Origin of the sequence: Paenibacillus kribbensis (assembly GCF_001705305.1) — a bacterium.
Taxonomy (GTDB): Bacteria; Bacillota; Bacilli; order Paenibacillales; family Paenibacillaceae; genus Paenibacillus; species Paenibacillus kribbensis_B.
On the sequence record NZ_MCBP01000014.1, the window covers coordinates 98,202 to 111,465 of the forward strand.

At 50.1% G+C, this 13,264-nt stretch carries 9 protein-coding genes; 2 read left to right on the forward strand and 7 right to left on the reverse strand.

Features of this window, described 5'->3' with window-relative positions; all coding sequences use genetic code 11:
* Positions 1-148 precede the first annotated feature (148 nt).
* Positions 149-3,448, forward strand: coding sequence for a DUF5695 domain-containing protein (locus BAZ21_RS21800; protein ID WP_068505023.1), 3,300 nt, complete (start codon positions 149-151; stop codon positions 3,446-3,448).
* A gap of 18 nt (positions 3,449-3,466) precedes the next feature.
* Here BAZ21_RS21800 and BAZ21_RS29415 read toward each other — a convergent pair whose 3' ends face one another.
* Positions 3,467-3,724 (reverse strand): hypothetical protein, encoded by a 258-nt coding sequence (locus BAZ21_RS29415; protein ID WP_218061434.1) that lies wholly within the window; start codon positions 3,722-3,724, stop codon positions 3,467-3,469.
* Between the two features lie 99 nt (positions 3,725-3,823).
* On the opposite strand from BAZ21_RS29415, the gene BAZ21_RS21805 reads away from it, so the two are divergent.
* Positions 3,824-5,377, forward strand: coding sequence for an Ig domain-containing protein (locus tag BAZ21_RS21805; protein ID WP_068505024.1), 1,554 nt, complete (start codon positions 3,824-3,826; stop codon positions 5,375-5,377).
* Positions 5,378-5,405: 28 nt separating this feature from the next.
* Here the strand turns inward: BAZ21_RS21805 and BAZ21_RS21810 are convergent, their stop codons facing one another.
* The 6 genes from BAZ21_RS21810 to BAZ21_RS21835 form a co-directional block, all read right to left on the reverse strand.
* Positions 5,406-6,452: a hypothetical protein gene (locus BAZ21_RS21810; RefSeq protein WP_068505025.1), complete on the reverse strand. Its 1,047-nt coding sequence runs from the start codon at positions 6,450-6,452 to the stop codon at positions 5,406-5,408.
* A gap of 650 nt (positions 6,453-7,102) precedes the next feature.
* Positions 7,103-7,930, reverse strand: a complete 828-nt coding sequence (locus BAZ21_RS21815; protein WP_068505026.1) for a carbohydrate ABC transporter permease — start codon at positions 7,928-7,930, stop codon at positions 7,103-7,105.
* Positions 7,927-8,811, reverse strand: coding sequence for a carbohydrate ABC transporter permease (locus tag BAZ21_RS21820; protein ID WP_068505027.1), 885 nt, complete (start codon positions 8,809-8,811; stop codon positions 7,927-7,929). Before BAZ21_RS21820 ends, BAZ21_RS21815 begins: the two co-directional genes overlap by 4 nt.
* Before the next feature lie 39 nt (positions 8,812-8,850).
* Positions 8,851-10,131, reverse strand: coding sequence for an ABC transporter substrate-binding protein (locus tag BAZ21_RS21825; protein ID WP_068505028.1), 1,281 nt, complete (start codon positions 10,129-10,131; stop codon positions 8,851-8,853).
* A gap of 219 nt (positions 10,132-10,350) precedes the next feature.
* Positions 10,351-11,418, reverse strand: coding sequence for a response regulator transcription factor (locus BAZ21_RS21830; protein WP_068505029.1), 1,068 nt, complete (start codon positions 11,416-11,418; stop codon positions 10,351-10,353).
* Positions 11,415-13,214, reverse strand: coding sequence for a sensor histidine kinase (locus tag BAZ21_RS21835; protein ID WP_068505030.1), 1,800 nt, complete (start codon positions 13,212-13,214; stop codon positions 11,415-11,417). The genes BAZ21_RS21830 and BAZ21_RS21835 overlap by 4 nt, the downstream gene beginning before the upstream one ends.
* Between the last annotated feature and the right edge of the window lie 50 nt (positions 13,215-13,264).

Sequence of the window (13,264 nt, forward strand, 5' to 3'; positions counted from 1 at the left end):
CTTTTATATGTATAAGTAGAGGTGCAGCATATATGAATCTATTTTCTATCAATCTCCACACATAAGGTTACAAAAGCATTTCTCCTACATATATTAAGGTTGTGAGTATGAGTATACTCTCACAAACCCAATTAAGGAGGTTGATAGCATGGCAGTACAGCTATCTAATCAAGTATTCTCCATCTCGGTCGGAGATTACGGGGATATCTCTTCTTTACGTCTGGTAGGAGACTCATTCAATACGAATTATGTTATGAACGGCTCCAACGCACCTAATCAAAATACGTCGGACCACCAGTGGCTCGGTGAACTTATGTTCACTTACCGTCTTGGTAACGGAGCATGGACGCGGGCATGGACAAGCAATTCTGCTGATGCACGCAAGATCACCTCTTCCGGCAACAGTGTTCAGGTGTCCTATCAAAATTCATCAAATGCTCAGGGAATACGCAATTTTACTTTACTCGAAACGTATTCGTTGGTTAATGACTATTTGCATTGGCAAATGAAAGTAACCAATACCTCTAATCAAACGCTGGAAATCGGAGATTGGGGACTGCCGCTCCCTTTCAACGAATTTTGGTCCGGCGGCAATAACGAACAAATCTATGAAACAAGGGTGCTCTCCCACTCCTTTGTAGGCCATAACAGCTCCTTTATTACCGCTGGACGGCCTAGCGGCATCGGGCCGTATTTACTGCTTATCCCGGATGCCTCTACAGGCGGGGGTCTCGAATATCAGGACCACTGGAGAGTCGAGGAGCATCCCGGCAGCACATGGGCGATGGACCAAGGCGGCTGGGCCGAGGGACTGAATGTATTTTATATTCACTCCAATGTCATTAAGAGCACCAACCGCGGTTATCTCGGGAGCACCAGTCTGTCGCTGGCTCCGGGCGAAAGCAAAACATATGCCTTTAAATTTTTTAAGGTCGCGGACGAGCAGGCCGTAAAAGACAGGCTGTACAGTGAAGGCCATGTGGACGTGGCTGTCGTTCCAGGCATGATTGTCCCAACCAATCTCAAAGCAAAATTTGATCTGCATACCAGCAAATCCATCACCTCTGTTACCGCACAATACCCTTCCGAAACCACCATCAGCTATCTGGAAACAGCCCCTACAAACCATAAAATATATGAACTTACGCTCGGTCGACTGGGACACAACAATATAACTGTGAGCTACGGCAACGGCGAAAAAACAGTCCTTCAGTTCTATGCCACTGAGCCTGTCGATGCTGCACTCCAACGTCACTCCACTTTCATGGTCAACAGCACACAATGGAATGTGCCGGGCGACCTGCGGGACAAGGTGTTTGACGATTGGATGATGCAGTATAAGGCCAAGCGCAACAGCTTTGCAGGCTACTGGGGCTGGGGTGATGATTGGGGTTTGACACACGGTCAGTTTCTGGCGGAGAAAAATGTGCAGAAGCCCGTGGCATCTGAGATCAAGGCGGTCGATGATTATCTGGAGGTGGCCATCTGGACGAATCTGATGGAAGGCCATCACACCGATTATCTGGTTCCTGATTTCCTGATGCCGCAGCCTAATACGACACCGACATACCGCGGCTACGCCTATCCGCACATTTACAACACGTTTTTCAGTATGTATAAGCTGGCCAAGCTATATCCCAACCTGATCAGCTACCGCAACAGCAAGAACACGTATTTACTGCGTGCTTATCGCATTTTCAAGGCATTGTATGAAGGTCCTGTCGCCTATAACTGGAATACCGGACTCATGGGTGAGCTGACCACGCCGGATATCATTAAAGCGCTTCAGGAAGAAGGCTTGACCACTGAGGCCAACGACCTGATTGCCAAAATGGCTACCAAATACAACAATTTCAAAAATACCACCTATCCCTACGGCTCCGAGTACAATTACGACAATACAGGCGAAGAAGCGGTATATACACTCGCCAAAATGAACAGCAACACGACGATGATGAGCAAAATCAATGCCAAAACACGCGCCGCCCGCGGTCATATGCCTGTCTGGTACTATTACGCCGATCCGGTCACCATCACCGGGGAAAACTGGTGGAACTTCCAGTACACCACCTCGCTGGCGGGCTATGCGATGGACGATTGGACACGCCGTTATTCGTCCAAGCCCGAAGTGGACCAGCGTCTGTCCTATGCCGCCAAGCTGGCGAACATCGGGGCAATTAACTCGGGACAGATCAGCTCTGATCCTGCCAATATCGGGGCGGTATCGTGGACGTACCAGGCGAGCAAGGGCAATTACGGCGCTCTTGGTCTGGACGGCGGCCCCCTCTTTAACGGATGGCGCGGCATGTCCGGGGAAGCGGATCTGGGGCTGTTTGGAGCCATTAAAGTGCTAAGCTCGGATGTTGCTGTCGATCCGATATTCGGCTTGTTCGGCTATGGCTGCGACGTTACAGAAAGCAATAACAGCTATACGGTTACTCCAAAGGACGGCGTATTTCAACGTCTGCATCTGATCACCCAAAAGCTGAGTCTGGAGCTGAACCGGGACCAATATAGTCTGGCTATCGTGTCCAAGTCCAAAAACAACGTCCGCTTGACGTTGAAAAATACGACACCAGGCACAGCACATACTACTGTTGTGACGATGAGCGGACTCGCAGCAGGTACGTATGACGTGCTCGTAGACGGCACGAAAACCGGCTCTGTCACGGCTGTTAACGGCTTGGCAGCCACCGTCAGACTGAATATCGGAACGGCAGCCGCCTACGATATTCGTATTCAGTTGGACACCGGCAATCCGGCTCCCACCGGAGACATTGTAGCCCGTTATGAATTTAACGAAACGGCCGGATCTACCGCAGCCGATTCATCGGGTTATGGACAGCAGGCCAGTGTAAATGGCGGGACATGGGGAGCGGGACGGAAAGGCAACGCTCTGCAGTTCAACGGTACAGACGCCTATGCCAGCCTGCCCGGCGGTATCGTTAGCAGCCTAAACGACTTTACGATTGCAGCATGGGTACGAGTGAACACGCATAACGGCTGGGCCCGCCTGTTTGATTTTGGAGCAGGAACGGATCGGTATATGTTTTTGACCCCGAAGGCCGAAGGGACAGGTATGCGCTTTGCCATCACCGTCTCGGGGAACGGGGAAGAGCAGCAGTTGAACGCACCAGAATTGGCGACAGGCGTCTGGAAGCATGTGGCCGTGACCCTGTCAGGCAATACGGGGATATTGTATGTGGACGGTGTGGAGGCGACGCGCAACGCCAATATGACGTTGAAGCCGTCCAGCCTTGGACTGACAGACCGGAACTATATTGGCAAATCCCAATTCGATGATCCCTATCTGAACGGTGCAGTAGACGAACTGGTCATTTACAACAGAACGTTGACGGCTCAGGAAATCCGGAGCTTGGCCTCGGCAAACAGCACCGTTAATGCTCATTCTTTGGGAGCCAATTCATATGCCGAAGGAGCCGATTAGAACGAACATTTCATGACCTTAACTTTTTAGCTTGTGAATGGTTTGTACTGTGAATGATTCGTGTCGTGAATGATTGGTATCGTGAACCGCTCTGGCTATATAAAATGTTACCATGGTGCCACTGCGCAGTCGGATGGTGCTTCCCATCGCCACCGCCCCCGGATTTCTTAAATAAAGTCTATGTTTAAGGTAAAAATCCGGGGACAAAAGCGACCGCTTCGCTTGTACAGCACCATTCCGCCTACTCCGTTTTCCATGTACATTTTTGTAATTCATATATGGCCCCAATCTTTAAATAAAAAGGCGGACGGCTTACGTGGGGGCCTTGTTGCTGCCCGGTTTAGAGGCCGTCCGGCTTATTAGGAGGATTTCGACATGTGTAAAGAACATGCAAGACCACCCCTGTCGTCAAGTATTGAATCTGATTCATGCGGCTCTGCTTCTATGAAGGAGTCTCTTGTCAAAAACGTAGCCGCACAAGTCTTGACCTCCGGCATGTCCCCGCAAGCGATTGGCAGCGATGCCGAGGTAATTGACCGCTTCGGACGTATCATTAACGGGTACGGCGTTGATCTGGTGGATTGGCAGGGCTATATCGCCAACCCCTTCATTAATCTGACCGTGAAGCCTCCTGCCAGTGCGGCGTATCCGATCAGCATCACACTCAGGGCACAGGGCACGTCCCGGCTCATGATGAATCTGCCCAGCACGTTATCTGCCACTGGCGCTACGAAGGTGTTAAATTTTAATAATGCATCCGAGAGGAAGGATTTCAAACTGGAGGTTGCACCAGATCGTAACGGCGGCCCGGACGAGATTGAGCACTATACGCTCTCCCTCACAATTGCTGACAGTGCGGGAGCTTCACGAACTCATACCATTCCGATCCGGGTATGGGACCAGGACGATAATCAAGAAACCCAATTCCCGCTGGTATTCGATTACCGCTATGATACAGTCAATCACTATTTCGATGATCCGGGTATTCGCAAGGCCGCCGAGCAGGCGATTAAGGACTGGTTCTACTTTTTCGATATGGAGCCATTCGATACCGTTCCTGCCGGAGCCGAACGTAACTATATTCCGAACAATGACTGGAACGGGCATACGATTGGAACGAATAACGCGCCCTATAATGGGGAATGGATTTTCCTGCGGGGGATCGACGGCCCATATTCGACGGGATGGCCCGGCAACAGCGGCTTTTACCATACAAAGAACGGCGTCCGGGTGCCAGGTCCCATCCACCGTTCACTAGGAACTGCGCTCGATTTTTATCCCGATGCTCAGGTGTTCACCTCGCTGAATGATGACGACTGGTATAAAACCGATCTCACTCAGGTGACGGACGTATATGGCCTCATTATGCATGAGTTCGGCCACGCCGTTGCTTTCAGTGATTCGTGGGCAGGCATGCAAGCCTATCACAGCAGCGGCGGTGCTGACGCGGTCGTCGAAGCGTACCAAGGTGTACGTGTTCCGCTGGATAGCAGCTACCATATCCCGGCAGACCGGCAATACTGGGACCGTCTCAGCGGTCAAAGCGCAGGCTGGTCGGCAGAATTTCCGGTACGCCGCTGGATGCTGAGCAAGCTGACCTTGCTCATTGCCGAGAAAGCTGGCTGGAAGCTGAACCGCAAACTAACCCCTTTTCTCGAACCGGAAATCGTTACAACTTCCTTGCCTAATGCCGTAAAAGGGCAAGCATACAGCCAAAAACTAATAGCCAAGGGCGGTGTTCCCTTCTACGACTGGACACTGAAAAGCGGCAGTCTGCCTGCCGGGCTGACGCTCGACCGCTTCACTGGGACGATCAGCGGCACCGTATCCGCCAGCCAATCGCCAAACAGCTACACATTTACGATTGAGCTTCGGGATTATGATGAGCTGGCGAAGCCGTTCACACGCAGCTTTACGATTCGTTTATAGGAAGCAGCTTTTTCTATCTGAGGGACATTTAGCTCTTTCTAATGCGCGTCGTTCTTGGTCTTAAGCGAGCCAGCTCCTCACTGGTGAGCTGCCTTGTATAGGAATTTGGGGAAGAGCCTGTATCTACCGTGAGTACCCTGCCTGCCCCGTTGGGGCGGGCTACGCGTGTGTTGAACACCTGCATGAACCACTGCACCGGGAAGGCAATGGATAGACGACCATCTGCCGTACCTGCATAGTTAACCGCAGCTGCATAATTATCCGACTGTCTGAGCCAGACAGAGCCGGAATCCCCAGGCAGTGATACAGGATTCGTACCTCTTATGACAGTCTGATCCTCGAAGGTCAGCAGCCCCAGGCTTCCGCCATAATTGATTTGCAGGTCCGTATAGACAGACTCTACCGTACCATTGACCCGCCCGGTTGTACGCCCTACCTTTTTTAACCTTTCTCCTATGCGATAAGCGGTCACATGGCCCGGAATCGCTCCTACTGTGGCGTAACGCGGACTAAGCAAGCTGTTGCGGGTCGGCAGGGAAAGCGCTGTATCAATCAAGTTCGTTCCGCTTGGATTCAAGCGTACGTAACGATACAGCCGTCCAATACGATCCTGGGGAACCGTTCCCCCATCAGCTCCGCCCGGTTGAACCGTAGCCTCCCGATTGTCTGTATTGGAGGGATTAAGGACATGGTTATTGCTGAAAAGATACCGTGTAGCCGGCGCTCCAGTTGGCGCAACGATCAATCCGGTTGTCCCGGAGCCTTCAACCGTTCCGACACTGTAGCCGGCGATGACCGGGCGTATGCGCGCCCTGTAGTCCGTGGCATGGGCTCTGATTTTTCCGGTTTTTACAATCCGGACAGGGACATTCGTTTTTTTGCTCAATGCTGTGGCAGACAGGAGTCCGGTGGAGGCCGAGGCCAGCCGGTCTGCATACACAATAACAGCGGCTCCCTTTTTGGGATGAGCAGGGTCTTTATACCCTACGCCAATACCGTGGACACCGGATAATTTTAATACGCGTTTGGCCATCCGCTTTTTTACTCTAAGGGCGGCCGAGAAAGTAGCCATCATCATCATCCCCTTTTACATTCAGATGAAATATTGTATGGCTAAGATCGCTTCGCGTTCCATTTGATCTTACGATCGCTGTTGCAGCGGGATTCTTAGGATTAGGTAAGCTGAACTTAAAAGCTTCCTATCGTGCCACTGCGCAGTCGGATGGTGCTTCATTTTCGAGTTCAACTTATATAGATAAGACAATTTAAAGGTTAGAGTCCCGCTGCAAAGGTGAATGCTGCACTTCTCCAGATTCATCTACAAGGAGTCTAATTACTAATTAATATTTAAAACATTAGACATAAAAAAGAGCCGTGTCATATGTACACGGCTCTTTCGGTATACTACGATAAGCACAAAGCAGGCCAAATGCTGATGTACCAATTTCTTACGTTTCTGAAAATTTTTGCAGGAAAATCCATCTACCTCCCCAGCAATGCAGTATAAGGCTCAAGTCTATATATTGAACTCCAAAAGATTCACATGAAAACGGAGTAGTCGGAATGGTGCTGTACAAGCGGAGCGGTCGCTTTTGTCCCCGGATTTCTACCCTTATTAGGGGCTTAATTCAAGAAATCCGGGGGCGGTGGCGATGGGAAGCACCATCCGACTGCGCAGTGGCGCCTCATGTACATTTCCAGTTCAACTTATATGGCTCATTTGTCTTATCCCTTAACCGCTCCCTCCGCGATGCCCTCCATGATGAATTTCTGAAAGAACGCATAGATCAGGATGACTGGAATAGAGGTCAATACAAGTGCAGCCAGAATGAGCGACCAATCCTTGTTGTATTCACCAAACAGCATATTCGTCGATAGAATCAGGGTGTAGTGATTCACATCCGTCAGCATCAACAGCGGAAGTAAAAAGTCGTTCCAAATCCACAGGAAATCCAAAATGGCAATCGTGACGGTGATCGGCAGCAGCAAAGGAAATATAATGCGAAAGAAGGTTTGGAACTCATTGCAGCCGTCCATTTGTGCCGATTCTTCCAACTCGCGTGGAATGGATTTGACGAACCCGTGATACAAAAAGATGGCCATATTGACACCCAAACCGATATAGATCAATGCCAGGCCGTACGTACTGCCTTGGACGGACAAATCCTTCGCCATTCGTGTAAGCGGTATCATAATGGAGTGAAACGGAACCAGCATCGAGGCGACAAACAGGAAGAAGATGGCCCCGCTCAGTTTCCCCCGTGTACGAGACAGCTTGTAGCCTGCCAGTGCAGAGCAGATCACGATGCCGCCAATGCCGACAAACGAAATGATCGTGGAATTCAAAGCACTGTTCAGCAAGTGGGTCTGGATAAAAGCCTGACTGTAATTTTCAAAGTGAAGCTTCGTCGGCAGCGCCGTAAAGGATGCAAACATTTCACCCTGCGTTTTAAAGGAATTAATCACCGCCATATAGATAGGGAAGAAGGATACTATGGCACCCACGCACAGCAGCAACGTAATCAGCAGGGAATTGGCTTTTTTCAGCCTCATGCCTCCACCTCCTTCTTCTTCATGACACGCAGCTGAATCAGCGTGAAGATCAGGACGATGGCGAATAAAATAACGGATTTGGCGCTCGCATAGCCGTAACGGAAGTTGTTGGAGAACGCCTCCTCATAAATGTTCATCGTAATTACCTGCGTACTGCGTCCCGGCCCCCCGCCGGTCAGTCCATAGACGACCTCATAGACCTTGAAGGCACCGTTCAGCGTCAGGAAGAAACAGATTGTAATGGCATGGGTAATCATCGGCAGCGTCACGCTGCGCAATGTCTGAAATGCGTTGGCCCCGTCAATAATAGCGGCCTCCTTCAAGCTTTGCGGCACCCCCTGAAGTGCAGCCAGATAAATGATCATCATATATCCGACACCGTTCCAAAGCGAGACAATAATGATGGAGAAGAAGGATACCTTCGGATCGCCCAGCCACGATTGGCCCAAAAAGGCGATAGCTGTCTTTTCGGCAATCTGCGGCAGCACGGAGGAAAAAACGAACGTCCACATAAATGCACTAATAATGGTACTAATCATATTGGGCATAAAAAATATCGTTCGGAAAAATCCTTTGGAACGCGTACGCGACTCGATGAGCACGGCTAGCGCCAACGCCAGTACATTTTGCAGCACAATCATGACCAATACATATTTGAGCGTAAACCAAAGCGAATTGAGAAAATCCGGGTCTTCCTTCAACGCCTCTACAAAGTTCCCCAAGCCGAGAAAGCTGTAATTCGGATTCAATCCGTTCCAGTCTGTGAAGCTGTAGTACATGCCGCTGATCGTCGGAATGAGCAGGAAAATGGCGTAAAAGATCAGCGCCGGAGCGGTAAATGCCAGCAGCATCACATATTTTTTATAGATTTTAAAAGGCATGGAGTCTCCCCCCTCCTGATGTATTTCTGTAGGCTGCCGTTACTTGTTCACTTTGTTATACGATTTCCATGCCTTATCCAGCGCCTTGATCACGTCATCCTGCGAGAGCTGGCCTGCGTAGTAGGATTGAAGCGATTTGCCTGCCTCATCCTTGACCGATTGCGGGATAGATGGGTCTTGATATGATTTGCCTGCTTTCACGTATGCGGTAGCGTCATTGACCCAAGGATAGCTTTTGAACGTATGCACCTTGGAGATCGGGTTAAATTTCAATGCCTCATAGAACGCACTGGAATCCTTGTCGTCCAGCACATAGTTGACAAAATCGAGCGCAACCTCCTTATTTTTGCTTGTGGAGGATACAGCCAGCGAAGTAGAAGTCGACAGATTGATTAAGGTTGCATTCGGATCATCGTTGATCGGCAACGCTGCAACCCCAAATTCCATATTCGGATCAGATTTCAAAATCGTTTCGGCAAACCACGGGCCTTGAATCCACATTGCTGCTTTGCCCGAAGCGAAGGCCGCCGAGCCGTCATCCCCGCCAATTTCCAGCGCCTTGTCTGTGCCGTTGCTGTTCACCAGATCGATAATGTCGAACATGCTTTTCATTTCAGCAAAAGAACCTTTGTCCTGATTCATCCGTTCGATAAAATCCTTGTTCTGTGTGTTGATCATCGCACCTGCTGTCAGCGGCACGAACAGCTGTGGAATCCATGATTCCTTGTAGGACAACAGGAACGGCTTCACATTGTTCGCTTTCAGCTTTTCGACCACAGCCTTCATTTCGGTCAACGTTCCCGGTGGCTTCAGCCCCAAATCCTTAAATATCTTTTTATTGTACAGATAGCCCCATGAAATCGTTTCCAAAGGAACCGCTACGACTTTACCGTCTTTGGTCGTCACCGAAGGCTTCACACTATCCATTAATTTGCTGACAAACGGCTGACCGGACAAGTCCTCCAAATAACCCGCTTTATAAAACGGAGGAATTTCATTCACCGCATGCAGCGCGAACACATCTGGCGCATCGTTGGATGCAAGTCTCGTCTTCAAAATTTGTGCGGCATTGTCGGCAGGCGGCATCTCCAGTTGCACCGTAACGTCGATATTTTTATCTTTCTTTTCCTTCGCTACGAACGCGTTAATGTACTTATCGTAGTGCTCCTTCAAGCGGGGCTGGGCGATAAACATTTTGAGGTTCACGGTCTTGCCGTCTCCACCGGAACTGCCGCTGTCACTGCCTGAAGAATTCGCTCCACACCCGGCCAACAACGTGCCAACCAGCATCGTGCTCAATACGCCTTTCCATAATTTCATGTAAAATGACCTCCCCTAAGTTGAAAATAACGGCTATCTACTGGCTAATCACTTGTTATTCCAAGCAGCTATGCTGTCAGGCTTCAACCTCCATTCATGCTCTAGGTGAGCTTCATAGAGGCCAAATCCTTTGTGCTGCTCGTTTTGTATACGCTTTCATTATAGGATGGGAGGTCACTTCTGCCATTGGACACCATTAGCCTGTTAAGTTGGATTTTTTTAAACTTCCTTCCTCATCTCTCCGGGCGCCATGCCAAAATGCTTTTTAAACACCCGATAAAAATAGGACACATCCTCATACCCCGCCATCTCCGCCACCGCTTTAATTGAAATTTGTTTATCTGCCAGCCATTCCCGCGCCTTTTCCATTCTCCGCTCTACAATATAGTCCGTTACATTTTGACCATACTCCTGCTTGAATACCTTGCTCATATACTCTTTGCTCACAAAAAAGTTTTTTGCCAGCTGCTCCAGTGTAATCGGTTCGGCAAAGTGACGATCCATATAGCGCCGTACCTCCTCCAGATTCAGCTTGTTTTTGTATTTTCGCTGTCGAATAAGCTGATTCAGCTCCTGACTATAGCACGCCGATACGAATTCCAGCGCATGTTCTATAGAGGATAGCATATCCTGTGACAACGGAAATCCAGCTTTCGCTGTCGGGGTATCCAGTCCGTTGTCTGCTGCCAGCTCTTTTAGCAGGGAAAGCAGCTCTTGCACCAGCCGGCCCAGCATAGGTGGACTTGGCACTCCGAGGCGCTCCAACTCCTGCATGACCTGCCTGCATGTCATGTTCACGCCGTCCTGATTCAGCTCATTAAAATAAAGGCGTAGCAGTTGCTTATACCGGGTCAGCTTGTGAAAAAACTCATAATCCAGCTCTACCGCTGTCTGCTGCCGCTCTGCCGCCCTGGTCTCCAGATCGTTTTTGCATTTGAGCAGCACCGCATTCAGCTCGGTGGGGTTAATAGGCTTGAGCAAATAATCGACAGCCTTATAGCGGATGGCATGTTTGGCATACGCAAAGTCATCATAGCCGCTCACGACAATAATTTTTACATCAGGAAAATGATGATGTAAGGCTTGCAGCAGCTCTACTCCATCCGCACCCGGCATACGCATGTCAGTGATCACAATATGCGGGGTTAAGTCTCTGACCAGCCTGAACGCTGCGTCTCCGTCCTCAGCCTCACCTACCACCGAAATGCCGAGCTTTTCCCATGCGCCAAATGTCTTCACAATCTCGCGGTTCCATGGCTCATCATCGACAATTAATACCCTGATCATATGTCCCCCTCCTCTGCTGAGGTGAATGGAATCCGGATCGTGACACGTGTACCGACGCCCTGCTCACTGTCTATGGTCACCCCGTAATTCACTCCAAAATTCATTCGTAAGCGTGAAGCTACATTGCTTAAGCCGATATGACTGCCCTGCGCCCAGATCGGTTCCTCCGAAGCATTTTCCAGCTTGGCCCGTACTTTTTCCAGCTTATCCGGGGCCATGCCGTTACCATTATCGCAAACCGTGATCCACACGTCTTCTTTCATAATCTCCACGCGGATTTTCATTCGCCATGTCCCCGCTTTGCGATCCAGACCGTGCTGAAACGCGTTTTCCAGCAATGGCTGCAGCGACAGCTTGGGCAGACGAATATCCATCGCCCGTTCATCCGTCTCCACCTGAAACACCAATCTCTGCGGAAACCGCCGCTGCTGGATGCGCATATAGTGTCCCGCATGGTCGAGCTCCGCGCGTAAAGAGGCCATATCCTGGGGTTCCCGTACCACATAGCGAAACATCTCGCTCAGCGACCGGATCACTTCATAGGTATCCTCCGCCTTTTGGGAAAATACCATGCTTCCGATCATTTGCAGTGTGTTTTGCAGAAAATGAGGATGAATCTGCGCCTGGAGCGCTTTCAATTCAGCCGTCTTTTTTTGCAAATTCATACTGTATTCCGTCTGGATATGCTCACGGATTCGTCCTGCCATGCCATGCAGACTTCTTTCCAGCAGCCCAATCTCATCCGGGCGTGTACTCGGCTTTCCAGCCGGCCCCTTGATCATGTCCAGCTCCTGTACGGAACGCGCCAAATGAACAATTGGACGTGCGGTCCGCCATGCGATGAAAACAGCTATACAGATGGAAACAAGAATAGAAATGACACCTACGATAATACCATACAGCATCGTTGAAAAGGCGGTGTGGTTAATGGAGGAAGTAGGTATGATTTTGACCAGCCTCAGCCCAACCACATCCAGGTCATTATAGAACACATAATGCTCGGCAGTTTGAATCATACCGGGACCTGGCCTAACGTCGCGAAGAGCCGTCAATACATCCGCAGGAGGAGGCGACTGGCGGGCCTGCGCCGGATACATGATCCTGCCGTCCGTATCTGTAATAAGCACCTGATGCTGATCTCCTCGTCCCAGCAAGCCCAGCGTCTGATCGAATTGCGACCACAGGACATCCAGTGAAATAGCTCCTGTCTGCTTCTGATCCTCAAATCGCCGAATACTGCGTATTAGTGTAAAGCGCTCCGAATCGGTCGGGCTCGTGCGAATCAAATAATCCTTATTCGCCTGCCACATCTCGGCATATTGCGGAGGAATACCGTTCACCGTCGTAATATCATTTTGCATCCCGTTGAAGGTAAACAGGCTTTGCGATTGCTTCAAATAAAGCTGAATACCGATCACATGGCTTCCGGCCGAATAATACACATTCGCTAACGTATTCAGCATTTTACGCTGGGCATTAAATTGGCTTGAAAGATTGCCCGGCTCACGCTCATTCAAATAATCACTCAGATCAGGGCTGATCTGAATGCTGTAAATCAGCTGGTTCAGGCGGTCTAACTGGTCACTGATATAGATTCCCGTCCATTTCATATTGGACATGTTCGTCTCTACCACTTCCGTTTCCATCGACGCTCTGCTTTTTTCCGCAGCCAGCACCGTGACGGCAATAACCGGCAGCACCGATAGAACAATCATCGTTAAAATGAGCTTGAGCTGAATGCTGCGTCGATACGGGGCCGTCAGCGCCCGAAACCAGCGGACTACTCGGGTTGGCATAGCGATGCACTCCTCTTGTTCTGCCATATGCGAAAACGCCCCGCTATTCG

Bases quoted from the DNA above. Each gene is read 5' to 3' on its own strand.
- BAZ21_RS21820 (WP_068505027.1), bottom strand. From the start codon at position 8,811: ATGCCTTTTAAAATCTATAAAAAATATGTGATGCTGCTGGCATTTACC.
- BAZ21_RS21830 (WP_068505029.1), bottom strand. From the start codon at position 11,418: ATGATCAGGGTATTAATTGTCGATGATGAGCCATGGAACCGCGAGATT.
- BAZ21_RS21810 (WP_068505025.1), bottom strand. From the start codon at position 6,452: ATGATGGCTACTTTCTCGGCCGCCCTTAGAGTAAAAAAGCGGATGGCC.
- BAZ21_RS21835 (WP_068505030.1), bottom strand. From the start codon at position 13,214: ATGCCAACCCGAGTAGTCCGCTGGTTTCGGGCGCTGACGGCCCCGTAT.
- BAZ21_RS29415 (WP_218061434.1), bottom strand. From the start codon at position 3,724: ATGAATTACAAAAATGTACATGGAAAACGGAGTAGGCGGAATGGTGCT.
- BAZ21_RS21805 (WP_068505024.1), top strand. From the start codon at position 3,824: ATGTGTAAAGAACATGCAAGACCACCCCTGTCGTCAAGTATTGAATCT.
- BAZ21_RS21825 (WP_068505028.1), bottom strand. From the start codon at position 10,131: ATGAAATTATGGAAAGGCGTATTGAGCACGATGCTGGTTGGCACGTTG.
- BAZ21_RS21800 (WP_068505023.1), top strand. From the start codon at position 149: ATGGCAGTACAGCTATCTAATCAAGTATTCTCCATCTCGGTCGGAGAT.
- BAZ21_RS21815 (WP_068505026.1), bottom strand. From the start codon at position 7,930: ATGAGGCTGAAAAAAGCCAATTCCCTGCTGATTACGTTGCTGCTGTGC.